This is a genomic window from Chryseobacterium sp. CY350 (genome assembly GCF_027945075.1).
Taxonomy (GTDB): Bacteria; Bacteroidota; Bacteroidia; order Flavobacteriales; family Weeksellaceae; genus Chryseobacterium.
Window position 1 is genome coordinate 3,893,958 of sequence record NZ_CP116034.1, and the last position, 24,678, is coordinate 3,918,635.

At 35.2% G+C, this 24,678-nt stretch carries 20 protein-coding genes and 1 pseudogene; 8 read left to right on the top strand and 13 right to left on the bottom strand.

Annotated features, from left to right (window positions below; genetic code table 11):
- Positions 1 to 303: 303 nt before the first annotated feature.
- Entirely contained in the window at positions 304 to 2,907 is a 2,604-nt protein-coding gene (alaS, locus tag PGH12_RS18230; protein ID WP_267598186.1) for an alanine--tRNA ligase, read from the bottom strand.
- Between the two features lie 662 nt (positions 2,908 to 3,569).
- On the opposite strand from alaS, the pseudogene msrA reads away from it, so the two are divergent.
- Positions 3,570 to 4,220, top strand: a pseudogene (gene msrA, locus PGH12_RS18235) (peptide-methionine (S)-S-oxide reductase MsrA); the annotation flags it as partial.
- A 145-nt stretch (positions 4,221 to 4,365) separates the two neighbouring features.
- On the opposite strand, the gene PGH12_RS18240 reads toward msrA, so the two are convergent.
- The 3 genes from PGH12_RS18240 to PGH12_RS18250 form a co-directional block, all read right to left on the bottom strand.
- Positions 4,366 to 4,887 (bottom strand): hypothetical protein, encoded by a 522-nt coding sequence (locus PGH12_RS18240; protein ID WP_267598185.1) that lies wholly within the window; start codon positions 4,885 to 4,887, stop codon positions 4,366 to 4,368.
- Positions 4,888 to 4,968: 81 nt separating this feature from the next.
- Positions 4,969 to 5,811 carry an ABC transporter permease gene (locus PGH12_RS18245; RefSeq protein ID WP_267598184.1) on the bottom strand — a complete coding sequence of 281 codons (843 nt, stop codon included), beginning with the start codon at positions 5,809 to 5,811 and terminating at the stop codon, positions 4,969 to 4,971.
- 2 nt (positions 5,812 to 5,813) lie between these two features.
- Positions 5,814 to 6,716 (bottom strand): ABC transporter ATP-binding protein, encoded by a 903-nt coding sequence (locus PGH12_RS18250; protein WP_267598183.1) that lies wholly within the window; start codon positions 6,714 to 6,716, stop codon positions 5,814 to 5,816.
- 116 nt (positions 6,717 to 6,832) lie between these two features.
- Here PGH12_RS18250 and PGH12_RS18255 point away from each other — a divergent pair, with 116 nt between their 5' ends.
- The 3 genes from PGH12_RS18255 (at position 6,833) to PGH12_RS18265 (ending at position 10,168) form a co-directional block, all read left to right on the top strand.
- Entirely contained in the window at positions 6,833 to 8,182 is a 1,350-nt protein-coding gene (locus PGH12_RS18255) for an AAA family ATPase (RefSeq protein WP_267598182.1), read from the top strand.
- Between the two features lie 68 nt (positions 8,183 to 8,250).
- Positions 8,251 to 9,363, top strand: coding sequence for a peptide chain release factor 2 (gene prfB / locus PGH12_RS18260; protein WP_267598297.1), 1,113 nt, complete (start codon positions 8,251 to 8,253; stop codon positions 9,361 to 9,363).
- An 88-nt stretch (positions 9,364 to 9,451) separates the two neighbouring features.
- Positions 9,452 to 10,168 carry a DedA family protein gene (locus PGH12_RS18265; protein WP_267598181.1) on the top strand — a complete coding sequence of 239 codons (717 nt, stop codon included), beginning with the start codon at positions 9,452 to 9,454 and terminating at the stop codon, positions 10,166 to 10,168.
- A gap of 41 nt (positions 10,169 to 10,209) precedes the next feature.
- On the opposite strand, the gene PGH12_RS18270 is transcribed toward PGH12_RS18265, so the two are convergent.
- Positions 10,210 to 11,070, bottom strand: coding sequence for an alpha/beta hydrolase (locus PGH12_RS18270; RefSeq protein WP_267598180.1), 861 nt, complete (start codon positions 11,068 to 11,070; stop codon positions 10,210 to 10,212).
- Between the two features lie 252 nt (positions 11,071 to 11,322).
- On the opposite strand from PGH12_RS18270, the gene PGH12_RS18275 reads away from it, so the two are divergent.
- Together PGH12_RS18275 and PGH12_RS18280 are read left to right on the top strand one after the other, a co-directional pair.
- Positions 11,323 to 12,228: a DUF808 family protein gene (locus PGH12_RS18275; RefSeq protein WP_267598179.1), complete on the top strand. Its 906-nt coding sequence runs from the start codon at positions 11,323 to 11,325 to the stop codon at positions 12,226 to 12,228.
- 122 nt (positions 12,229 to 12,350) lie between these two features.
- Positions 12,351 to 13,268, top strand: coding sequence for an acyltransferase family protein (locus PGH12_RS18280; protein WP_267598178.1), 918 nt, complete (start codon positions 12,351 to 12,353; stop codon positions 13,266 to 13,268).
- A 248-nt stretch (positions 13,269 to 13,516) separates the two neighbouring features.
- On the opposite strand, the gene PGH12_RS18285 is transcribed toward PGH12_RS18280, so the two are convergent.
- From PGH12_RS18285 to proS, 6 genes are all read right to left on the bottom strand, one after another.
- On the bottom strand, positions 13,517 to 13,867 hold the full coding sequence (locus PGH12_RS18285; RefSeq protein WP_267598177.1) for a prevent-host-death protein: 351 nt from the start codon (positions 13,865 to 13,867) through the stop codon (positions 13,517 to 13,519).
- Positions 13,868 to 13,957: 90 nt separating this feature from the next.
- Positions 13,958 to 15,079: a molecular chaperone DnaJ gene (gene dnaJ / locus PGH12_RS18290; protein WP_267598176.1), complete on the bottom strand. Its 1,122-nt coding sequence runs from the start codon at positions 15,077 to 15,079 to the stop codon at positions 13,958 to 13,960.
- 66 nt (positions 15,080 to 15,145) lie between these two features.
- Positions 15,146 to 15,682, bottom strand: coding sequence for a nucleotide exchange factor GrpE (locus PGH12_RS18295; RefSeq protein WP_267598175.1), 537 nt, complete (start codon positions 15,680 to 15,682; stop codon positions 15,146 to 15,148).
- Positions 15,683 to 15,941: 259 nt separating this feature from the next.
- Positions 15,942 to 17,264 (bottom strand): Nramp family divalent metal transporter, encoded by a 1,323-nt coding sequence (locus PGH12_RS18300; protein WP_267598174.1) that lies wholly within the window; start codon positions 17,262 to 17,264, stop codon positions 15,942 to 15,944.
- A 122-nt stretch (positions 17,265 to 17,386) separates the two neighbouring features.
- Complete coding sequence (locus PGH12_RS18305; RefSeq protein WP_267598173.1) at positions 17,387 to 18,721, bottom strand: OmpA family protein; 1,335 nt, start codon at positions 18,719 to 18,721, stop codon at positions 17,387 to 17,389.
- A 121-nt stretch (positions 18,722 to 18,842) separates the two neighbouring features.
- The gene (gene proS, locus PGH12_RS18310; RefSeq protein ID WP_267598172.1) at positions 18,843 to 20,318 is read right to left on the bottom strand and encodes a proline--tRNA ligase; all 1,476 of its coding nucleotides are present in this window, start codon (positions 20,316 to 20,318) and stop codon (positions 18,843 to 18,845) included.
- Between the two features lie 146 nt (positions 20,319 to 20,464).
- Between proS and PGH12_RS18315 the strand changes: the two genes are divergently transcribed.
- Together PGH12_RS18315 and PGH12_RS18320 are read left to right on the top strand one after the other, a co-directional pair.
- Positions 20,465 to 21,544: a prolyl-tRNA synthetase gene (locus PGH12_RS18315; protein ID WP_267598171.1), complete on the top strand. Its 1,080-nt coding sequence runs from the start codon at positions 20,465 to 20,467 to the stop codon at positions 21,542 to 21,544.
- Between the two features lie 56 nt (positions 21,545 to 21,600).
- Positions 21,601 to 23,007 carry an OmpP1/FadL family transporter gene (locus PGH12_RS18320; protein ID WP_267598170.1) on the top strand — a complete coding sequence of 469 codons (1,407 nt, stop codon included), beginning with the start codon at positions 21,601 to 21,603 and terminating at the stop codon, positions 23,005 to 23,007.
- Positions 23,008 to 23,170: 163 nt separating this feature from the next.
- Here PGH12_RS18320 and PGH12_RS18325 read toward each other — a convergent pair whose 3' ends face one another.
- Both PGH12_RS18325 and PGH12_RS18330 read right to left on the bottom strand, forming a co-directional pair.
- Entirely contained in the window at positions 23,171 to 23,890 is a 720-nt protein-coding gene (locus tag PGH12_RS18325; RefSeq protein ID WP_267598169.1) for a ZIP family metal transporter, read from the bottom strand.
- Entirely contained in the window at positions 23,890 to 24,615 is a 726-nt protein-coding gene (locus tag PGH12_RS18330) for a class I SAM-dependent DNA methyltransferase (RefSeq protein ID WP_267598168.1), read from the bottom strand. Before PGH12_RS18330 ends, PGH12_RS18325 begins: the two co-directional genes overlap by 1 nt.
- Positions 24,616 to 24,678: the final 63 nt, after the last annotated feature.

Here is a 24,678-nt window from a genome sequence, read left to right on the forward strand (position 1 = left end):
AATCTACTCGAAGTGACGGCGTTCCTTCAGGATACAATAAGCCAAGTCAGTGGCTACGTCAGTTGTCCGTCAGTTCGAGTGCTTTTCGTAGCGCAGCGCAGAAAAATGTATCGAGAACCCGTGAACCGAAGCACCGCTCGTGAATCACAGACTTCTCGATACGATTTTCTTTCAAAAATCGACTCGAAGTGACGAAGGCAGTGACGGTAGGATTAAGGTGTCATTATAATAAACAATCCCTTTCAGAGCTGAAAGGGATTGTTTACTATAAACTGCACAGCGGTACTATTTATTTGAAATTAATTAAAGATTCAAAGCCTTCTGATATGCATTTTCCAAGCCATCAAGATTTTTACCGCCAGCTGTTGCGAAGCCAGGGTTTCCTCCTCCTCCGCCTTGGATTTCTTTTGCTAAATCTTTAATCAACGCTCCAGCTTGATAAATTCCAGCCAGATCATCGGAAACACCAATAGTGATCATCGGTTTTTGATCTGAATCCGATAAAACAATCGTTATGGAAGTCGGGATTTCTTTTTTCAGTTGGAAGACAATATCTTTTACTGAACCAGCATCCAGAGAGGTTTTCTTTACCAAAAGAAGCTTGTCGCCTTTTTGTTCGTAAGCAGTTTTCCAGTCACCGATTTCACTTTTTGCTTTTTCTCTTTTCAGGGATTCAACTTCAGATTTTAATGCTGAATTTTCTTCGATTAATTTCTCAATCGATTTTACAATATCTTTAGATTTCAACAATTGAGAAAGTTCAATAACCTGCTTTTCTAAACTCTTAAAATACTCTTCAGATTTGTCTCCGGAAATTGCTTCAATTCTTCTGATTCCTGCAGCAGCAGAACTTTCAGAATTGATTTTAAAATGACCAATTTCACTTGTATGTTTTACGTGAGTTCCTCCGCACAATTCTTTTGAGCTTCCAAACTGGATCATTCTCACGCTATCGCCGTATTTTTCACCAAACAATGCCATTGCACCTTTGTCAATCGCCTCCTGAATCGGAATATTTCTAAACTCCTGAAGAGCAATATTTTCTTTAATTTTCGCATTGACTTTTTCTTCAATTAAAGTCAATTCTTCTTCAGTCATTTTACTGAAATGCGAGAAGTCGAAACGCAGATAATCAGGACCAACGAATGAACCTTTCTGCTCAACGTGAGTTCCCAAAACTTCTCTCAAAGCTTCGTGCAATAAGTGCGTAACAGAGTGGTTTGCCTGAGAATTTTTTCTTTCGGTTGCATTAACTTTAGCATAGAAAACCGCTCCGGCATCTTTCGGAAGTCCGTTGATTAAAGAAATGATCAATCCGTTTTCCTTTTTAGTTTCAAGAACTTCAAAGCTTTCAACGGCATTTTCAAGAACACCTTTATCACCGATTTGTCCACCACCTTCAGGATAGAAAGGGGAGTTGCTTAGTACGACCTGATAAAATTCGCCGTCTTTATTTTCTACTTTTCTGTATCTTGTGATGTACGTTTCAGATTCAGTCTGATCATAACCAACAAAATTTTCAGGTTTTTCTTCCAAAACTACCCAGTCGTATACTTTGGAAGCTGAGTCTTGCTTGGAACGTTCTTGTTGCTTTTTTCTTTCTTCATTAAATCCTTCTTCGTCGATTGATAAACCTCTTTCTTCCGCAATAATTCTTGTTAAATCATCTGGGAAACCGTACGTGTCGTATAATTCGAAAACTTCTACGCTTGGTAAAACTTTAGAATCTTCAGAAATCGTCTGCTGAATTAATTTTTCTACTCTTAATAAACCGGTTTCAATCGTTTTTAAGAAAGATTCTTCTTCACTTTTAATCACCTCGGTAACTAATTTTGCTTGCTTTTCCAACTCTGGGAAGAATTTTCCCATCTGATTTTGAAGAACAGCGACCAACTCGAAAAGGAAAGGTTCTTTTCTGTCTAAAAATCTATAAGCGTAAGAAATGCCTCTTCTTAAAATTCTTCTGATCACATAACCTGCACCGCCGTTGGAAGGCAACTGTCCGTCTGCAATCGCAAAAGAAACCGCTCTGATGTGATCTACCACAACACGGATCGCAATGTCTTTTTCGTCCGTTAAAATTCCTGTATATTTTTTTCCTGAAAGTTCTTCAACTTTAGCAATTAAAGGAGTGAAAACATCAGTATCGTAATTCGATTCTTTTTGCTGTAAAGCCATGCAAAGCCGCTCGAATCCCATTCCGGTATCGATGTGTTTTGCAGGAAGATTTTCAAGAGAACCATCAGCTTTTCTGTTGAACTGCATGAATACGAGATTCCAGATTTCTACAACCTGAGGATGATCGTTATTCACCAATTCTAAACCGGAAATTTTAGCTTTCTCTTCTGGAGTTCTCAAATCTACATGAATTTCAGAACAAGGACCACAAGGCCCGCTTGCGCCCATTTCCCAGAAATTGTCTTTTTTGTTTCCGTTGATAATTCTGTCTTCCGAAACAAACTGTTTCCACAAATCATAAGCTTCAGTATCTCTTTCAAGGTTTTCTTTAGCGTCACCTTCGAAGATGGTTACATAAAGATTTTCTTTTGGGATTCCATACACTTCCGTCAACAATTCCCAAGCCCAAGAAATTGCTTCTTTTTTGAAATAATCACCAAAAGACCAGTTACCCAACATTTCAAACATGGTGTGGTGATACGTATCACGACCTACATCATCCAAATCGTTGTGCTTTCCGGAAACTCTCAGACATTTTTGTGTATCGGCAATTCTTGAGGCTTTAGGCTCTTTATAACCTAAAAAATAATCTTTAAACTGCGTCATGCCCGAGTTGGAAAACATCAATGTTGGATCATCTTTCAACACAATAGGCGCTGATGGAACGATGAGGTGTTGTTTAGATTGAAAAAAGTCTAAAAACTGTTGTCTTATTTCCTGTGAAGTCATATTTGTTGCTTTTGGCTAAATGCTTTTGGCTTTTAGCTTTTTTTTGATGCGCAAATTTAATATTTTTAAGTGATTGCGAAATACAGTTGTTGTGATTTAATGAAAATTATCGAGTAAAGTTTAGAATTTTTATATTAACTTAAACTTTTTAACCATTAAGAAAATTAATTTTTTAAGGAATTTTAAGAATCAATTAAAATTGATTGAAGCAAGCTGCTGGAAATTGACGTTGTTTTAATTAAACGCAAAGAAAGACTAAGATTTTTTGGCAAAAACAATCTTTGTTTTTAGGTAAAACAAAGGAGTTTCACTTTTTAAAGAAATACAAAGTTTAATCTCACCATTAAGAAAATTAATTTTTTAAGGATGATTAAGAATCAATTAAAATAGATGTAAGCATGCTGCTAAAACATTCACCGTGGTGAATCTTAAAAAAATATAAAGCATTTTATTCTTAAAATTTTAATGTGCTTAATGTTTAAAAATATTCTTAAACCTTTCAAGTCAAACTTTTGTCAAGGATTTTTCGTATATAATACTAAAGAAAATAATCGTTGAAAATTAAACGAAATCCAATTTAATTTTAGCTTGAAATGTGCATCTAATAAAAGTGCTCTAACTAATGACATCAAATAAAAATGATTAAGAATAACAAAGAAAAAATGAAAAATATTTTAGTATTACTCGGAATGTTTCTCGGAATTGCTGTATTTGCAGCAAGTTGCGGAGATTCAAAAAAAATTAAAGGAGGAGGAATTAACAAAGAAAAAGAAAATGAGACTGTTATGGATGGAGCCAATATAAAAGAAGTTTATTTTGCAGGTGGATGTTTTTGGGGAACTGAACATCTTTTTCAACAGGTGAGAGGTGTGGTAAAAACCGAAGTTGGATATGCCAACGGAAAAACTAAAAATCCGACCTATGAGGAAGTGGTGAGTCATACAACAGGATTTACAGAAACAGTAAAAGTGAAATATGACGCCGACGAGGTTGATCTGAAATTGCTGATTGACCTTTATTTTAAATCTATTGATCCTACAACTTTGAACAGACAGGGAAATGATGTGGGAGATAATTACCGTAGCGGAATTTATTTTACAGATAAAAATACCGAAGCAACCGTAAAAGCTGAAGTCGAAAAACTAGCTAAAAATTATTCTAAACCCGTGGTAGTGGAAGTTGAAACTTTAAAAAATTTCTACAGAGCTGAAGATTATCATCAGGATTATCTGAACGCAAACCCTGGAGGTTACTGTCACATAGAACCGGGACTTTTTGAAGAAGCCAGAAATGCAAACCCGCCAAAAGCGAAAAAATAAATTGAAAAGTTGTCGAAAGGCAACTTTTTAGTTTAAAAACCGTTCTTTGATGCTTAACATGGAGAGATTTAGAAAGATTAAAAAGCCGAAGATTATGTAGAACGCTTCTTTGGGAAGTTGCAGTAAGAAAAATCCAAAATCATCGTGTTGGATTATATTCAGTATAGAACGTGTCATTACACAGTAAACAATTATATTCAATTTCTTTTGCATTTGGATCTCTGTAAAAATGCGCTGCAAAAATATGTCCCCTCTTATCTAAATCTAAACCATAGGTATCTTGTTTAGCTATATGGAAATCATTTAAAATTGATGCAAAATCGCCATAATTATTGTTATCGTCTAAAATAAATTCAATTCCGGTTTCTTTTTCATTTCTCTTTTGCAGTTCCTTAAGTTTTGAAACATAAAATTTAGAATTACTTTTTGCGGAATTTGGCTGAACGATTATTTTTTGATACTTCCAATTTCTTAACGGCTCGAAAGTCATCAATTGCTCTTTTAGAGGAATATTAGGATTGTATTTTGCAGGTAAACCCAAAACCATAAAATTTGGAATTGGTTCATTTAGTTTTCTGTTCCCAAAATACCAAAACAAAACAGGAATTAATAATGCACTTATCAATCCCGGAACATAGAATATTTTCTTTCCTGAAATCATTGGTTTAAATTTAAATAAAAAAAGTGACTCAATAATGAATCACTTTCGTAGTTGAATAATTTATAAATGGTAACTAGGAAATTACCAGTCTCTTTTCTTCAAAATCCAGTAAGAACCAATGATAAATATCGCGCACCAAACAAAACACGCGATTAAGCTGTCGATTGGATAAATGAACTCGTATTTCAGCCCAAAGAATTTTGCCATTTGTAATCTCAAAATAGGATTAGGAATTATATTTGACATGCTTTCTAACGGAAAAATATTGTAGAACATAAACGTGTTTTGTAATTTTTCTACTTTTGCCTCTGCAGGTAAGCCTCGTGAAAATGATTTTTCAACTGCCATGAAAATATTTTCTGCCACCCAAATCACAAAAAATGCGAGAAAGACAAACATCGATTTTCTCAACAAAATAGATAAAAACATCAGAAAACAGAAGAATGTAAAAAGTTTAAGAAAGTAGCTTCCTATAAAAAACATTTCTTCATAGATAAGAGCTGTTTCTGTAGTTTTAGAATATTGTAATCCTAAAAATAAAGTGATCACAAATACAATGATCGTTGAAATGATAGTAAAAGTTCCGATTGTAATTAATTTTGAACCAATAAATTCTTCTCTGCTTAAACCATCGATCAAATTTTGTTTGAACATTCTATTGCTAAATTCCTGACAGATCGAAAAGACGATAATAAACCCGAGGAAAATTTTTATTAAACCAACAATCCATGTTGTGAAATTCCATATTTCGGGGAAATTATACATTCCTTGCTCTTTCAAATTGAGCGAACTTCCTAAAATAGTAATATCAACCAAACCGATTAGGAGAAAGACGATCAATATGACAAAGTACATTATTGTAAAAACCTTGAAAGGAGTGTAATTCAGATTTTTGTAATATTCTAGTTTTAATAATTTCAACATGATTAATGAGTGTTTTTTACAAGTTCAAGGAATTGATTTTCAAGCGATTGTTTTTTCTTAGCCAAATGAGACAAGAAAATACTTTTTTCTGCAAGTTTCTGGTTTAAACCTGAAGCAGAAATTGAAGCATCATCACGTACCTGTGCTTTCACAATATCACCGTCAATTTTTACAGAAGTAAACCATTGGAGTTCTTCCAAAGCACTCAAAAGTAAAGTGTTGTTGTCTGCTTTCAACTCAAAATAACCATGATTACTGGTCATTCCGTCAACAGCACCCGAATATATTGCATTCCCATCTTTCAAAACAATGACGTGGCTGCATATTTTTTCAATTTCATCTAAAAGGTGACTTGCAATGATGATTGTAATTCCCTTTTTTGCGATCGTTCCGATAATTTCTCTGATCTGGATAATTCCTTCAGGATCTAAACCATTCGTTGGTTCGTCTAATATTAAAACTTCAGGATTGTTCAGCAAAGACGATGCGATCGCCAAACGTTGTTTCATTCCTAAAGAAAAAGTTTTGAAAGTATCTTTTTTCCTTTCTAAAAGTCCGACCGTACTTAAAACTTCATCAATTCTTGAATAAGGAGTTCCTTTTATTTCGGCAACAATTTTAAGATTTGTTTCTGCACTTAGATAAGGATAAAAGTTGGGCTGCTCGATGATGGCGCCTATTTTTTTTAATGTTTCAGCATCAGTTCCCTTTTTTCCAAACCAAAACCAGTCTCCGCTTGTGGGATTTATTGTTGAAAGAAGCATTCCGAAAGTTGTTGATTTTCCGCTTCCGTTTGGCCCAAGAAGTCCGTAGACGTTGCCTCTTTCGACATCAAAAGAAATGTTGTTGACAACAACTCTTCTGAATTTTTTAGTCAGATTTTTGACCGATAAAACTTTTTCCATGTACTTTGTTTATGCCAGATAAGTTTCTCTTTTTCGTGAAATGTTACAGTTTCATCATAAATTAAATAATTTTTTAATATTAAAATATTAAATTTGATAGAACTAACAGATACTTTATGAAGCTTACAGAACTTGCAAAGGAACTCCACATATCACCGGAAAGCATTAAATTTTTTATTCAGGATTTTGATCTGGATTTGTCAGACTGTATCTCAACGACTTTCGAGGTAAAAAAAGATTTTGAAAAATTTGCACGCGAAAATGCCGATTTTCTTAGGGATTATGAAAAAGATTTAGACAAAAACAAATCGGTCGACCATATTGCTGAAACGATCAATCAGCCAAAAGAAAAAATAGAAAAAGCAATAAAAGACTCACATCCTAATATTTTTGAAAACGGGTTTTTCCGCTCTTCGATTTCTAGTTATGGAATTGATCAGAAATTGGGTGGCAATTATCAGTTTGTCTATGATTATTTCGGATATAAAACGAGTCTTCAGAAACGTGATTTTATAGGTTACCGAGATTTATTTTTCTATATTTCTACCGTTCTGGAACCTTTTTTAAATGAAAAACAAATTAAAGACTGGGGAATTCATAAGCCAGCGGGAATTATTTTGTACGGACCACCGGGAAGCGGAAAGATTTTCTGGGCTAATAAAATTGCTGAGATTATCAATTACAATTTTAAAGAAGTAAAGAAAAATTATTTGGGGACTTCGTACGTAGACGGAAATAAGACAGATTTTAATGATTTCCTAGTAAAAACGATGAATGCCGATAAAGTTTTGCTTTTTATGGATGATTTTGATGAAATTATGATGGAAAAAAAAGCCGACAATAATATCGAGTCGTGCAATCTGGAGGCTCAGGAAATTATACTTCATTACATCAGTAAATTTGAAAAAGAAGATCTTCTGATGGTAGGTTCTGCCAAATCTGTTTCGGAAATAGATAAGGAAATGATGGCGCCGGGAAGATTTGATGTTCTGGTTCCCGTGTTTCCGCCCAATGCTGCAGAAAGGTCAGAAATTATTTTGTACATGATGACAAAAGGTCTTGAGGAAGATTCACTTTTATACAAAATTTTAAAAAATAACAAGGCCGATAAAATTCCGTTCTGGAATGATATTGCATCAAAAATGAAAGTTTTCAGCAATACCATGCTTATCGATTTTACTCAGAGTCTTAAAAAAAGAATTAAAAATCTTTATCAGAAAACGAAGGATGAAAAATTGGTAATCGATCAGAAAATCCTTAATTCAGCTCTGCGTGATGCAGGAAGTAAACTGACCGAAGAATATCTTGGACAGATCGCCAGATTTTTGGCAGACGTTCTCACCAATAATCCTGAAGATTTTCAACAAAGGATTAAAGCCTTAAAAACTGAGCTTGAAACGTACCGAATAGTCGAAGAACCGAGACGAGAGATTGGTTTTCAGCATAATGAGGAAGATAAAGGATGATTTTATCTAAACTCATACAAATTATAAACTCTCAACTTTAAATCTTATTTTTGCAAAAAGAAATATTCGTGATCAACAACGACCAGATAAAAGAAATTCAGTCAAGAATTGAAGACCTTCATAAATACCTTCAAATCGATAAAAAGAAGATAGAAATCTCCAATGATGATGAAAAAACTGCCGCTCCGGAATTTTGGGACAATCCTAAAACAGCTGAGGTTTTCCTAAAGCAGCTCCGTTCAAAGAAAAAGTGGGTAGAAGATTATGAGAGCATCAATACTCAATTTGAAGATCTTCAGGTTTTATTGGAATTTGCAAAAGAAGATCCGGATTCTGAAAAAGAACTCGATGAAAGCTTTCCGCTTCTGATGGAGAAAATTGAGAACATCGAGTTTAAAAACATGCTTTCCAATGAAGGTGACGAACTTTCTGCAGTGCTACAAATTACAGCAGGAGCAGGAGGAACAGAAAGCTGCGACTGGGCTGCCATGCTGATGAGAATGTACACGATGTGGGCAGAAAAACAAGGCTATAAAATTAAAGAACTCAATTATCAGGAAGGGGAAGTTGCCGGCGTGAAAACGGTTACTCTGGAAATTGAAGGAGAATTTGCTTTCGGATATTTAAAAGGTGAAAATGGTGTTCACAGGCTGGTAAGAATTTCACCTTTTGATTCTAATGCAAAGCGTCACACGAGTTTTGTTTCGGTATATGTTTATCCGTTGGTTGATGATACGATTGAAATTAACATTAATCCTGCTGATATTTCATTTGAAACGATGAGGAGTTCCGGAGCGGGCGGACAAAACGTAAACAAAGTAGAAACGGCAGTTCGCCTTCGTCATGCACCAACAGGAATTATCATTGAAAACTCAGAATCGCGTTCCCAGCTTCAGAATAAAGAAAAAGCGATGCAACTTTTGAAGTCCAGATTATACGAAATGGAACTGGAAGAGCGTCTAAAAGCCAGAACAGAAATTGAAGCCGGAAAGATGAAAATAGAGTGGGGAAGCCAGATCAGAAACTATGTGATGCATCCTTACAAATTGATAAAAGACGTTCGATCCGGTCACGAAACTTCTGATGTTGATGCGGTAATGAACGGAAATCTTACGCCTTTCTTAAAAGCCTTTCTGATGGCTGACGGGACGGCAGTTTCAGATGATGATCTTGACCTTTAGAAATATCATGTTGACATTTCTGTTAAAATATGCTAATATATTTTCAGCATAATTTTATTAAGCTTATTTTTGTTCATCATCATTACTTATGGAAGATTTCAATAGCTGGAGAGATTTATTAAACCCCGAATTTTATATTAAAATGGGTGGGTTTTGGCTTATTTTGTTTATCATTTTTGCAGAGACAGGCTTGTTTGTCGGGTTTTTCCTTCCAGGCGACTCATTGCTGTTTGTTTCGGGAATCTATGCAGTAGAAATCATCAAAGAGACTTTCGGGTCTACGGGAAGTGATTTTCTGGATACTACGATTCTTGCTTCTGCCGTTGCTGTTGCAGCAATTATTGGTAATCAGGTAGGTTACTGGTTTGGAAACAAAACAGGGCCGGCTTTGTATAAGAAAAAAGATACATTCTTATTTAAGAAGAAATACCTTTATCAGGCTCATGATTTTTTCGAAAAAAACGGAGCTTTAGCAATCATAATGGCGAGATTCTTACCTGTTGTAAGAACTTTTACGCCGATTATTGCAGGAATTGTAAAGATGGATAAGAAAGATTTTCTAAGAGACAACGTTATCGGTGGTGTTCTATGGTCATTCCTTTTGATTTTTGCAGGACATTATCTTAATGAGCTTTTTGCAATGCAATTCGGGATTAATTTGAAAGAAAAATTAGAATATATCATCATCGTAATTGTTTTGATCACCACGCTGCCTGTGGTTCTTAAATTCATGTTGGGAGCACCAAAAGAAAATCCGAAACTGGAAGATGAAACTCTTGACGAATTGATCGATAAAGAAAAATAATCAATTTAAAATATACAAAATAACCTGCTTTTCTAAGCGGGTTATTTTTTTATCCATTCTAGAATATTGGGGTAAATAATGCTGTCTCTTTTCTTTTTACTGAAGAACCTGGGAGCGTGACCTGTATTTTTCATAAAAATAAATTTGTGAGGAATATTCATCGCGGTTAATGCAGAATCTAAAGCCAATCCCTGTTTCTGATTCACCAGAAAATCCTGATTTCCCTGAAACAAGAGCGTCGGAACATTAGTTATATTAGCAATCGGACTTGCTTTTTGAAATTCTTCAGACAAAATCTTCCTGTTAAATTTGCTCCCCACCATTTTTTGTACCGTTCCAGAAGTATATTTTGAATAAAATGAATTCAGATATTCTTGTGAATAAAAATCTGTCGGTCCACTTAATGAAATGATTTTCTTGATTTTATCTGAATTTTGATAACCGTAAAGTAAGGCTAAATGTCCGCCTGCACTTTCGCCGAGAAGAATATAATTATTAGGTAAAAGTTCAGCTTTTTCCGATAGAGCATTAAACTTTTCAATCACTGAATTAATATCTTCAAGCTGTTCTTTATAAGTTAAATGTTTAGAAACCAAACGATAATTCATGTTGATACTAGGAATGTTATTTTCAAAAAGCATTTTTTGGATTTTAATCATATGCTCTTTTCGTCCGTATTTCCACGCTCCTCCATGAAGAATTAAAACTACAGGTGCATCATTTTTGTATTCTGCAGGGAGAAAAACATCCATCTTCTGACGTTTGTGTTCCCCGTATTTGAGATTATAAATTTTCTGACTGTCTTTTCCCACCCAAACACGAAATTTAGAATTACATGAATTTAATACCAAGCCAACTAATCCTAAAACAAAGAAATGGTAATTGAGAATCAGCTTTTTCATAAAGTAAAGGTAAGGAGAAAATATATTTTATTTGGTTCTTATAAAATGACTTTTATGATCTTCGAGATATTATTTTGAGAATGAGATCAGTATATTATTTTTGTCAGTATTTTAGCTTTATATTTAAAATTATATAGAAAAAAATAAAATGCCTTTAAGATTACGTCTTCCGCCAAGATGTAATTTAAAAATCAAATTAAAACATTATTTTTGTCTGGATTTTAACGACTATTAAAAAAATATTAAAACATTATGGCTTCAGGATTTTTTGCAATTTTAGATGATATCGCTGCTTTGATGGATGATGTTGCAGTTACGAGTAAAATTGCAACACAGAAAACTGCGGGAATTTTAGGTGACGATTTGGCGGTAAATGCTGAGAAAGCAACGGGTTTCCTTTCTTCAAGAGAAATACCGGTCTTAATGAAAATTATGAAAGGTTCTTTTGTCAATAAATTGATCATCGTACCTTTCGTTTTTCTACTCGAGTGGCTGTATTCGCCTGCTATTAAAATTATTTTAATTATTGGTGGGTTTTACCTTGCGTATGAAGGAGTGGAAAAAATTGTGGAGTTTTTATTTCATAGAGAAAAAAAGGGTCATGAGGTGATAGAAGAATCTGATGATGTGGTGGAAGATGGTGAAGCTGCAGAGAAAGCGAAAGTGAAATCTGCTGTGACTACCGATTTTATTTTGTCTCTGGAGATCGTAATTATTGCACTTGCCGCTGCTAAAGATGGCTATGACGCGTTAAAATCGCAGTTTAATCCTTTGCTTGTAGAGATTGTTACGGTTTCTATCGTTTCGATTATTGCTACCGTTGGTGTTTACGGAATTGTTGCTTTAATCGTTAGAATGGATGATGCGGGTTTTAAACTGATTAAAAAAAGTAATGACAAAGGCTTAATCGGCAAACTGGGCCATCTTCTTGTAAAAGCGCTTCCCTTTGTGATTAAAGCTTTGGGAATAATCGGAACTATCGCTTTGATTTTGGTTGCTGGTGGAATTTTTGATCATAATATCGATTATCTTCATCATGCGTTGCCAACGTGGCACGACACTATAAAGCAGGTTGTTTTTGGTATTGTAGGCGGATTAATTGCATTTTTTTTAATTTCAGGTGGAAAAAAAATATATTCATTAGTTTCTAAAAAATAATTTTAAAATTTATAAAAGATCCTGTTTCACATTTTTGAAGCAGGATTTTTTTATTTTTAAGATTAAATTTAATTTATATTTGCAAACTGTAAAATATACCGAAAATATTCATTAAAATACTGATGGGCAGAAACTTAACGATTGATATTTTAAAAATTGTACTGGCTTTTTTTGTTGTTTTTCTGCACATGAATTTTCTAAAGGAGACAAATTCGCTCTTAAGTTATTTGCTGGTAAACGGATTATTTAGAATTGCTGTTCCTGTTTTTTTAGTCATTACCGGATTTTATTTCTTTCATATTGATAATATAAAAAAACTCAAAAAATGGCTTTTGAGAACTTTTCTGCTTTATGCAATCTGGATGATAATCTACATTTCTTATTGGAAAAATAATGATCAGATTTTATTGACCATAATTTTCGGATATCACCATTTATGGTATTTAATTGGAACTTTTTTTTCTGGAATTATTCTTTTTTCTCTGAGGAAAATGAGTTCTCATTCAATGATTTTTCTTGCAGTTTTTTTATTTCTAATCGGTTACATCATACAAATTCTGGGAAATCTGCATTATTTTGAAAAAGAACAGGATTCGGTTCTGAATATGTATCTTCTTTACAGGAATTTCATTTTTGTATGTTTTCCTTTCCTGGCAATTGGTTTTTTAATGAACAAACATTTGCCAAAATTGTCTGAATTTAAAAATTTTAAGGCTATTTTGATTCTTTCGCTGATCGGTGTTGTTGCTGAAGCATTTTTTAATTACAACTTCATAAGCGCAGAAAGCACGGATATATTATTATCGCTTTTTGTTGTAAGTCCTGCAGTCTTTTTATATTTTAAAACGATTTATGTTAAAACCAATTCAAAGATTTTAGCGAATCTTTCGACGGCGATTTATGTAGTTCATCCTTTGATTATGAAGTCAAATTTCTATGAAGAACTTCAATCATTTAAAATTTATATTTTTTTAGGGATATTAATTTCTGTCAGTTTTGCCTTGGTTTTTCTAAATAATAGACTCAAATATCTTCTATAAATTACTTCTGACAATCTTCATTGGAGCTAAAACTTGTTCCCAATATTTTTAGATTTCTTAGAATTTGTTCTTATAAATACAAATCTCATTTATAAATAAAACCATATCAGCAAATTTATTTAATTTGCTGATATGGTTTTGATATCGTCGATTTCGCAGTCGTTGCAAACTTTAATTTAAAATAAAAGCTTGCCTGTAAAGCAAAAAAAAGCATTTAATTGGTTGATATTACCGAAAAAGAGATAAATTTAATTTAAATTATAATTCATAATCACCATTCTCAAAATAAAATGTACAAAATCCTGTTGTGCATCATTTCGGCTGATGAGTTTATTTTTATATTCGTAAGTACCAAAAACTTTGATTAATGTTTTGTAAGTATTGTAATCTTCGTCCTTAATTCTCAGTTTTACATGTCCGTCTTTTCTTTTGATCAGTTGATCATCCAAAGTTCTCACTTTGAATAAAACATCACAAGATTTTGGCACAAGACCATAATATCTTTCTACAATATTTACCTTGAAAGCATCAAAAATAATTGTATTGAATACTAGATTACCATTAGAATCCGGCGTGCGAAGATGAAGTTGATAGTTCATATTGAGTTTCTACCCTTAAAGGTATAAAATTAAATATTTATATTGACGTGAAAAAAGAGACTTTTTCAAGTCTCTCTCCTATATTTTTTTTTAGTTGAATAAATCCTTGACTTTGTCGAAGAAAGTTTTTTCTTTGCCTGAAGGCTCTGCCACCATATCTCCGCTAGACATCTGCTTTTCAAAGAAATCTCTTTGCTCTTTGTTAAGCGTTTGAGGCGTCCATACATTGATGTGGATAAACATGTCACCTTTTCCATAACTGTCGATGCTTGGTAAACCTTTACCTGCCAATCTTAGGATTTTTCCGGACTGTGTACCAGGGTCGACCGTAATTTTTACCTTTCCTCCAACAGTAGGGATTTCTTTTTTTGTTCCCAAAGCAGCTTCAGCAAATGAAACGTACAATTCCTGATGAAGATTATCACCTTCTCTCTTGATTGTTTTATCTACTTCTTCTTCTACGATTACCAAAAGATCTCCAGGAATTCCACCAAATGGAGCATCATTTCCTTTCCCTCTCACATTTAGTTGGATACCGTCTCTTGCACCAGCTGGTATATTAATTGAGATTTCCTCTTCATCTTTTATTAAACCCTGCGCGTTGGCTCCTGCAGGAATTTTATCAGCAACCTTTCCGATTCCCTGGCAAGTTCCGCAAGTTGTCTGCGTCTGCATCTGTCCGAACATGGTATTCATCACCTTCATCTGAACACCGGCACCATTACAGGTAGGGCAGGTTTTTGAAGTGGCACCTTCTGCCATCTTCATTTTCTTAACTTTAAGAGTCTTGTGGGTACCGTTGACCATTTCTTCGAGATTCAGCTTGATTCTTATTCTTAAATTAGAACCTTTTACCTGTTGACGACCGCCGCCACCACCGCCGAATCCTCCGAAACCACCGCCTCCGAAGATATCTCCGAACTGACTGAAGATGTCTTCCATATTCATGCCACCACCGAAGCCGCCACCGCCGAATCCTCCGGCTCCGCCAACTCCGGCGTGACCGTATTGGTCATAACGTGCTTTTTTGTTATCGTCACTTAATACTTCGTACGCTTCAGCAGCTTCTTTAAATTTGTCTTCGGCTTCCTTATCTCCCGGATTTTTATCTGGGTGATATTTGATCGCCATTTTTCGGTATGCTTTCTTTATTTCGTCGGCACTCGCAGATTTGCTGACCTCAAGAACCTCGTAATAATCTCTCTTTGACATATATTTGTAAGTAATGAGCAATGGGTAATGAGCAACCGTTGATTACTTATTACCCATTACTGATAATTAATTTCCTGTTACCACTTTTGCAAAACGAATTACTTTGTCACCTAAAGTATATCCTGTTTCGATCACATCTACAATTTTACCTTTCAGGTCTTCTGACGGCGAAGGAATTTGTGTAATAGCCTCATGGAAATCTACATTAAAAGTATCTCCGGCTCTTACCTCCATTATTTTTAAACCTTTTTCGGTAAGTTTGTTTTTAAATTTGTTGTAAATTAACTCAACTCCCTGAAGATCTGCTTCGTTACCGTTCTTGGCGATTTCCTTTAAAGCTCTTTCAAAATCATCTAAAACACCGAGCATAGAAACCATCATTTCCTGGTTTGCATAGGTGAAGAATTCCATTTTTTCTTTTGAAGTTCTCTTTTTATAGTTTTCGAACTCTGCGTATAATCTGATATAACGGTCTTTTTCTTCTGCCAAAAGTTCTTCTGCTGTTGGCTTTTCTGTCACATTTTCTTGTGTAGTTTCTTCAGTTTGAGCTGTATTTTCTTGCTGATTATTGATATTTTCTTCGTTGATATCCTGATTTTCCATGTTTCAATAACTTTTTATATTGCATGTTTGTCAAAGATTTTGCCAAAGAACAAATATGGACATTTAGGCAGAGTGTATTTGTGTCTAATCGTGAATTATTGACCGAAGCCATAACCCCGATTGCAGTGGAAATCCTTTTTTGAAGAAAAAGATTGTAGCGGAAAGCGGGAAAAAGCTCCTGAAAAATATTAACGTGATTAGTTCATTAACCTTTCTGTCAGTTTTTTCATCTTGGCAGTACCAATCTATTTTTAAAGAATTATTCTCCAAAAAATGTCTGATATAAAAGATAAAGATTTAGAATAATGATGATTCCGGTGATAATCCAGACACAGATTTTCAGGAATGATTTGTTGACAAATTCGCCCATTTTTCCTTTGTCACTCGTAAACATTACTAACGGAACGACGGCAAAGCTCAACTGCATCGATAAAATTACCTGACTTAAAACCAAAAGATCTGTGGTTCCTTTTTCGCCATAAATAATCGTAACAATCAATGCAGGAATTACCGCAATTAGTCTGGTAATCAATCGTCGCAACCACGGTTTTAGTCTTATATTTAGAAAACCTTCCATCACGATTTGTCCGGCAAGAGTTCCTGTAAGTGTAGAGTTTTGTCCGGAAGCTAAAAGTGCTATCGCAAACGCAATACTTGCCATCGAAGCTCCTAAAATAGGTGTAAGCATTTTGTAAGCGTCATGAATATCAGCAACATGTTGATTTCCTGTTGTGTGAAAAGTCGCCGCAGCTAAAATTAATATGGCCGCATTAATGAAAAAAGCCAATAATAAGGAGACTGTACTGTCTATAGTTGCAAATTTGATCGCTTCTTTTTTTCCCTCTTTATCTCTTGTATAATCTCTTGTCTGAACGATGCTGCTGTGAAGGTACAGATTGTGGGGCATTACGGTTGCTCCGAGAATTCCGATACCAATGTAGAGCATGGCAGGATTGGTAATGATTTCTTTTTGTGGAACCAATCCTCCCAAAATAGCATTGATCTCAGGTTTTGAGATAATGATTTCGTATCCGAAACAGATTAAAATGATAAACATTAATCCTGCAACAATACTTTCGATCCACCGAAAACCTTTTGCCTGAAGAAGCAGAATGATGAGTACGTCAATCGTTGTGATCACAATTCCCCAGGTGAGAGGAATGCCAAAAAGTAGATTTAATGCAATTGCAGAGCCGATCACTTCCGCCAGATCACAGGCAGCAATCGCAATTTCACAAAATATCCATAAAATAAAATTGGTGGTTGGTTTAAAATGATCTCTACATGCCTGAGCGAGATCTCTTTCTGCAACAACACCAAGTTTCACAGAAAGATGTTGCAAAACCATCGCAAAAATATTTGAGATTAAAACTACAGAAAGTAATGTGTAGCCAAATTGTGAACCACCGGCAATATCGGTTGCCCAGTTTCCGGGATCCATATAGCCGACAGCTACCATCAATCCGGGACCGGCAAAGGCGAGGTATTTTCTCCAGAATCCTGATCCTTTAGGAATGGAAATAGAAGAAAATACTTCTGGTAGTGAATTGGATATCTTGTCTTTTCGCCAGGCATTTTTCATACTGAAGGTGCATTTGTTAGAAATGGCTAACAAATTTAATTAAATAAATGAAATGAAGATGAAATTCACACAAAAAATCCTGAAAAATTATTTTTCAGGATTCATTTTATAGTGGAAGTAATTTATTTTGTAAATCTTACTGCCATTTTTCTGTCGGCTGCTCTTTCTGCATCAGATGCACTGGCATCAACGGTTGCAAATTCACTTCCATAACCGTCTGCTCCTGTCACTTGTGAAGCAACACCTTGTTTTGCCAACCAGTCTTTGATGTACGTTGCTCTTTCTCCGGAAAGTTTTACGTTTGCAGCTTCGTTACCTACTTTGTCAGTATATCCGCCAATTTTAATTTTAGCTTCAGGATATGCTTTTAAGATTGCAACTAAATTTTCTAACTGTCCTTGTGAACCTGCTTCAAGTTCAGTTGAACTTCCCATTTTGAAGTTTACATGATCAAAATTGTACCAGTTATCTTTCAAAGCTGCATCATTAGCCGCACTTGCGTAAGATCCGCTTTTAAGGAAAGTAATCATATTGTCTTCCATTCCGCCTTTGTAACCTTTTAGCATTGTTCCGTTCAGATCAATATTTTCGTCAGTTTTGGTGGTGGACATTGTATTGGCTGTATCCATCGGCATTGATGAAGTATCTGCCGTCGTTGAAAGAGAATCGCCTGCAACTGTCGTGGTGGTTGTCGTCTCCTTTTTCTCGCATTGCTTCCATAAAAAATATGAGGCAGCAATCAATAAAAGTAGAGGTAAAAGCCATTTCCAGATTGATCCGCCTTCATTTGTTGTAGGTCTGTCGGGGAAAGTGCCACCATCAGCAACATCTCTTGTTATTTCGATTTTTGGCTCTGCGTTCGCAACAGGTGTTGGGATTGGATTGGGTGTAGATATTGGACCATTTTTGATGGCATCATTATCATTGTCAAACTTGTACCCTTTGGCCCAATCGCCGACATTTAATGAAGCAAGTGAAAGGCCTGCAGGTAGTAATGATGATACGATCCCTTTCTGATCATTTAATAAGTTAGAAATTCCTGCCTGATCAAGATTATTATCGGCAGCATATTTTCCTACCGAGCCTATCGTAGCTCCTGTAACCAAATTAAGTAATGAAGCCGAAGAATTATTGCTGATTCCTGCATATGTAGCAATTGAATTAACCAAGCCGCTCAGTTTATCACCAAAGATCGACGCCAGTAGATCTTGTACCCACGTATTATTGGTGGCAAGACCAAGCAGGTTTCCTAAGATACCTTGAGAAGGAGCGTTCGAGATTGCATCTAAAACAGCAGGATTATTAGAATTGTTTGCCAAACCTCCTACAACTGCAGGCAATAAGCCACCAATAGCTTTTGAAATTCCAGATTCACTTTCGCCTAATTGCGATGACGCTTGCGTTACTAATGCAGAACCAAGCTGTCCTTTAATAAGATCAATAATGTTTAATGACATAATATATTATTTGAATGTTAGTATAGAATTTAATCAAAAATCTATCCAAATGTTAATTTCAAAAAAAAATCTTTAAAAATCGTGAAGATTTTTAAAGATTTCATAATTTATTATGTTAAATCTAATAAGCTTTCGCAAACAAAACTCTCCTTGCAGAAGGTTTTTGTGAGATCAGAGAAACTCCTTCCTCAATATCATCATCTAAAGGAATACAACGGATTGTTGCTTTGGTTTCTTCCTTAATCTGCGCTTCTTCTTCGTCAGTTCCGTCCCAATGTGCGTAGATAAAACCTCCTTTTTCTTCTAAAACTTTTTTAAACTCTTCGTAAGAATCTACTTTTGTAATATTGTTTTTTCTGAAATTAAGCGCTTTGTTGTACATATCCTCCTGAATAGTTTTCAATAAATCTTCGATATAAGAATCTAAACCTTCCAACGGTTTAGTTTCTTTAGTAAGATTGTCTCTTCTGGCGATTTCTACAGATTTGTTTTCTAAATCTCTCGGTCCCATTGCGATTCTTAAAGGCACACCTTTTAATTCGTATTCAGCAAACTTCCATCCGGGTTTGTTTTGGGTGTCATCATCAAATTTTACTGAAATTCCTTTTAATTTTAATTTATTCTGAATTTCCAATGCAACTTCACTGATTTGATTTAATTGCTCTTCTCCTTTAAAAATAGGAACAATAACCACCTGAATCGGCGCCAAAGTCGGCGGCAAAACCAAACCTAAATCATCCGAATGCGTCATGATCAAAGCTCCCATCAGACGTGTTGAAGTTCCCCAAGACGTTGCCCATGCGTGTTCTATTTTTCCTTCTTTGTTGGTGAATTTTACGTCAAATGCTTTTGCGAAATTCTGTCCCAAAAAGTGAGAAGTCCCGGCCTGAAGCGCTTTACCATCCTGCATCAATGCTTCGATACAATACGTATCATCTGCTCCGGCAAACCTTTCAGAAGGAGTTTTTACACCCATCACAACAGGCATTGCCATAAATTTTTCGGCAAAATCTGCATAGACATTATTCATTTTTTCAGCTTCTTCCAAAGCTTCATCTTTTGTAGCGTGAGCAGTATGACCTTCCTGCCACAAAAATTCGGAAGTTCTCAAAAACAAACGAGTTCTCATTTCCCAACGAACAACATTTGCCCATTGATTGATCAAAATTGGTAAATCTCTGTAAGACTGAATCCATCCTTTATAAGTATTCCAGATAATTGCTTCAGAAGTAGGTCTTACGATCAGTTCTTCTTCTAATTTGGCATCCGGATCTACGATTAGTTTTCCGGGATTATCAGGGTCGTTTTTTAGACGGTAATGAGTAACAATAGCACATTCTTTGGCAAAACCTTCCGCGTTTTTTTCTTCAGCTTCAAATAAACTTTTGGGTACGAATAGTGGGAAATATGCATTTACGTGACCTGTTTCCTTGAATCTTTTGTCCATCTCGTCACGCATTTTCTCCCAGATCGCATATCCGTACGGTTTTATAACCATAGATCCTCTTACTCCGGAGTTTTCAGCCAAATCTGCTTTTACAACCAATTCATTATACCACTTGCTGTAATCTTCGCTTCTTGAGGTTAATTTTGCCATTAATTTTATTTTAATATTTTAACTTTTCTCTTTTATTGTAATCTAAAAATAAAAATCTATTTTTGATAGATCTTTCTTACCAATTATTTGGTATATTTTTGGTACAGATTGCAAATATAATTTAAATTAAAAATTTTTACATTATCATGAAAAGAAATATACATAAAAATTTACTTGGGACGCTAAAATCTAAAGGGATTTTAGGAATTTCAAGTGGTTTGCTATTAATGTCTTGCGGAGCTCAGGTAGGAGGTTATAGCGAGACCGATGGAGTATATTATGATCCCAATAGAGATACGCTTCCTGAAGGCGTAATCATCAACGGTGATCAAGGAAACAGAGTAGGAGATTATTATGACTATTATCCCGAAACGAATATCGTAGAGAATGCACAGATCAACTCAGCAGAATACGATAACCGATATGATTCTTGGGTAAATTCTAACAACAGCAATGCAACAGATTCTGACTGGGGCAACTTTGCAGGAAATGAAACCAACATCTACGACAACTCTTGGGGTTGGGGAATGGGTTTTGGTTCACCTTGGGGATGGTATGGCGGTTATAGTCCTTATTGGGGATCTGGCTGGGGAATGGGAATGTCATTCGGCTTGGGTAATTCTTGGGGCTGGGGCGGTTACAACCCATATTGGGGTATGGGATGGAATTCTCCTTACTGGGGAGCGTACAATCCTTACTGGGGATATGGCGGATACGGTGGCTGGTACGGTGGTGCAGGATATTGGGGTAACAGTTATTACGCACCCGTTTACAGAAGAAGCGGAGCAAATGGAAGAGGATTTACAAACAAAACTGTAGGTATTAATAAATATAACGGTACAAGCTCAGGTTTCAGAAATGGAAATAACAACTCCGGAATTAGAAACGGACAAGGCGGTTTCAGAAACAACAATGGAGGTTTCAGACAGGGATCCGGAAACGGAGGTTTTAGACAGGGAAGCTCAACAGGCGGCTTTAGAAATCAATCTGGTACTAGAAATCCTAACTACAATACAAGACCGAATTATAATACAAGACCAAATTATAATACGAGACCAAATTACAATCAACAATCGCAGCCAAGATCAAATGATAATGGTGGCTTCAGATCAGGAGGATTCAATTCAGGAAGCAGCGGTGGAGGCTTCAGATCAGGAGGTTCTTCTGGCGGTGGAGGCATGAGATCCGGCGGCGGAGGCGGCGGTTTCAGATCTGGTGGTAGATAATTATTTAAAACTCAATAACTGTAAAGAATATAATGTTAAAAAAATCTTTAGTCATAATGAGTATTTCTGCAGCATTTTTTGTGCAGGCTCAGGATATTTCAGTAATTAGAAACTCTATTGATGTATACTCAAATACTCCAATGGTAGGATCTTCAAAATTTAATGCAATGGTAGGCTCAAATGGAGCTCTCGGTGGCGATGCTACCTCGTTGCTTACAAACCCTGCAGGTATAGGAGTTGCTATTGCTGGCGATGTTTCGGGTACTCTATCTGTTGTGAACAATAAGAATACATCGTCACTTGCAGGTTCGTCAATTAATTATAATATCAACAAAACAAATGTTGGTAATGTAAATGGTGTAGCAACCTTCCAGTTGATGACAGAAACACCGTGGAAATTTATTAATGTTGCTGCGAATATTTCCACAACATCAATTGAAGATTATATAGAATCGCCAGGAAATTCTAACATCACGATCGCCAAAAGTTTAGTCGATCAGGGAGGAAATAATGTTGTTGGTAATCTCTCTTATTTGGGTCACGCTTACAATAGATACGGAACTCAGACGAAATTCAACGTTGGTGTAGGTGCAAATTATAACAATACCTGGTATTTTGGAGCCAGCTTGAATATGCACGGTGTTGATATGGAACAATATGACAGTGCTGTTTTAGGTCTGGATTTAGATAAATCTGTAACCACTTTCGATAAACAATATACTCCTTACTCGGAAAACTCAAGCGGTTTTTCAGGAAGTATAGGTGTTATTGGGAAAATGAGCAATCAATTCAGGTTGGGTGCATCGATCGAAACACCAACTTGGTGGACAATTGACAGAGCCTATAGAGATTACTATGACGGTGGAGACGGAATTTACTATGACAATTTTGTTGAAGACAGATCATTTAGATCTCCTATGAAAGCTACTATAAGCGGTGCTTTTGTTCCGAATAAGAATTTCGCGATCAATGTAGACTATACTCTTGGATTAACGAAGCCAAGATATCAGGTGCAAGGTGATGCAGAAACAGAATTAAATTCTTTTTTCAACGATAATTATAAAAATTTATCAGAAGTAAAGGTTGGAGCCGAGTACAGAATAAAGGCTTTACGTTTAAGAGGAGGTTATTCATATGCTTCAAGTCCGTTTGATTCTACTACAATAAGTGCGTTTTCAAATACAGGAACCGTTGCAGACAGTAACTACAGCAATTTTATTTTAGGAGACAGAAGTACGATTGGTGCAGGTATAGGATATGATTTCGGATCTTTCTATATCGATGCTGCTTATCAGAATATGACGTCCGAGTATAAAAATCCGTTCCTTGCAGGATATGAATTTACAAATTATAATACAGGATATTATTCAGGAGATTTTGATGTAACAACTCCATCTTCAGTTGTATCTGACGTAAAGAATATTAGAAATAATTTCTTCGTTACATTGGGCTGGAAATTCTAATTAGAAATTTTATTTAAACATAAGAAAGGCTTCGAATTATTTTCGAAGCCTTTTTGTTTTACTCTTGTATAAATTGAATAAATATTTTCAATGATGCTTAGCAGAATATGACTTCCAAGTGTTTTACAATAATTGATATATTTTCTAGTTTAAATAAAATCAATTAATGATGATGACCGTGATCATGAGAATGAAACAAATGCATCAACAAAGCCAAAGAAACACCCAAAATTACCAATCCGATTTTTGACCAGTTGATATTATGATTTTTATTACTTTCAAAAATGATTACAGACGAAATATGTAAGAAAATTCCGCCAACAATGGCTAAGAAATAAGGCTGTAAATTTGGATTGAAATAATTTCCCAACAACATTCCCATGGGTGAAGCCAACGCAAAAAGTGCTACAATTAATAATGAAGGATAGGATGCTTTCGATCCAGATCTGTTAAATAAAAACGCACCCAGAATAAACGAAATCGGAAGATTGTGAAACAAAATTCCTAAAAGATAAGGTGACAGCGGATTTGTTTCATTTGCCAAAGGTATTCCTTCAATAAAAGCGTGAATGAAAAGACCAACCATTAATGCAGCCGGCAAAATATTGCTGCTTTCATTATGATGATGAAAATGCCCGTGCTCAAAACCTTTGGTAAGTGCTTCGAGAATCATTTGAAGCAAAACCCCGCCAATCACGAAAATCCCTAAGTTACCACTTACTTCTGAAGCGTAAACCTGTGGAAAAACTTCGTTTAAACAGATCGTAATCAGAAAACCTGCACTTAGAATCAATAAATTTTTGGCAAATTGCTCTTTCTTACCAAAGAATTTTCCAAGAAAAACTCCTGCTATTACGCTTAATATTAATAGAATGAAAATCATTACTTTTTCTTAAATAAATTGATGCAACGAGGCGAAATTTCTTTCTGAAAATCGTTCAGCTGATAATCTCCCCAAATTTTTATCCTTTCAAAACCACATTCTTCAGCGTAGTTTTTTATCGTATCCAAAGTGTGAAGTTTTACCTTTTCAAAAAAATGATAAGGCTTTCCTTCAGATTCAAAACGAATATCTTTTATAATATGTCTGTTTTCGATCTTTTTAGAAATATGAAAATCAATTTCTTCTCTCTGAACGGTCGTTTCCGGAACAATCATTCGTCTTACATATTCTTCGTTAAGATAGTCTAAAACAAAATATCCGTTAGATTTTAAGACATTATAAACCGATTTGAATACATTTTTATCATCTGCTTCATTATCAAAATATCCGAAACTTGTAAACAAATTAAATACAGCATCTACAGGTTCTGAATCAATAGGATTTCGCATATCGTGAACCTTAAATTTCAGACTTTCATTTTGAAATTGCTTATCGAAGTCAATGCTTTGATGTGAAAGATCCAAACCTAGAACATCATAGCCCATTTTATTCAGAAAAACAGAATGTCGCCCTTTTCCGCAGGCAAGGTCTATAATCTTTGAAGATTGTGGAAGCTCAAGTTCCTGTGTCAGTTTTGTAATAAAATTTTCTGCCTCTGTATAATCTCTGTTATTGTAAAGCAAATGATAATAAGGCGTATCAAACCAAGATTCAAACCATTCCATAATGCAAAAATAACTAAATTTGTGCGGTTAAAAGAAATGTATTTTTAACATTGCCGGATTGAA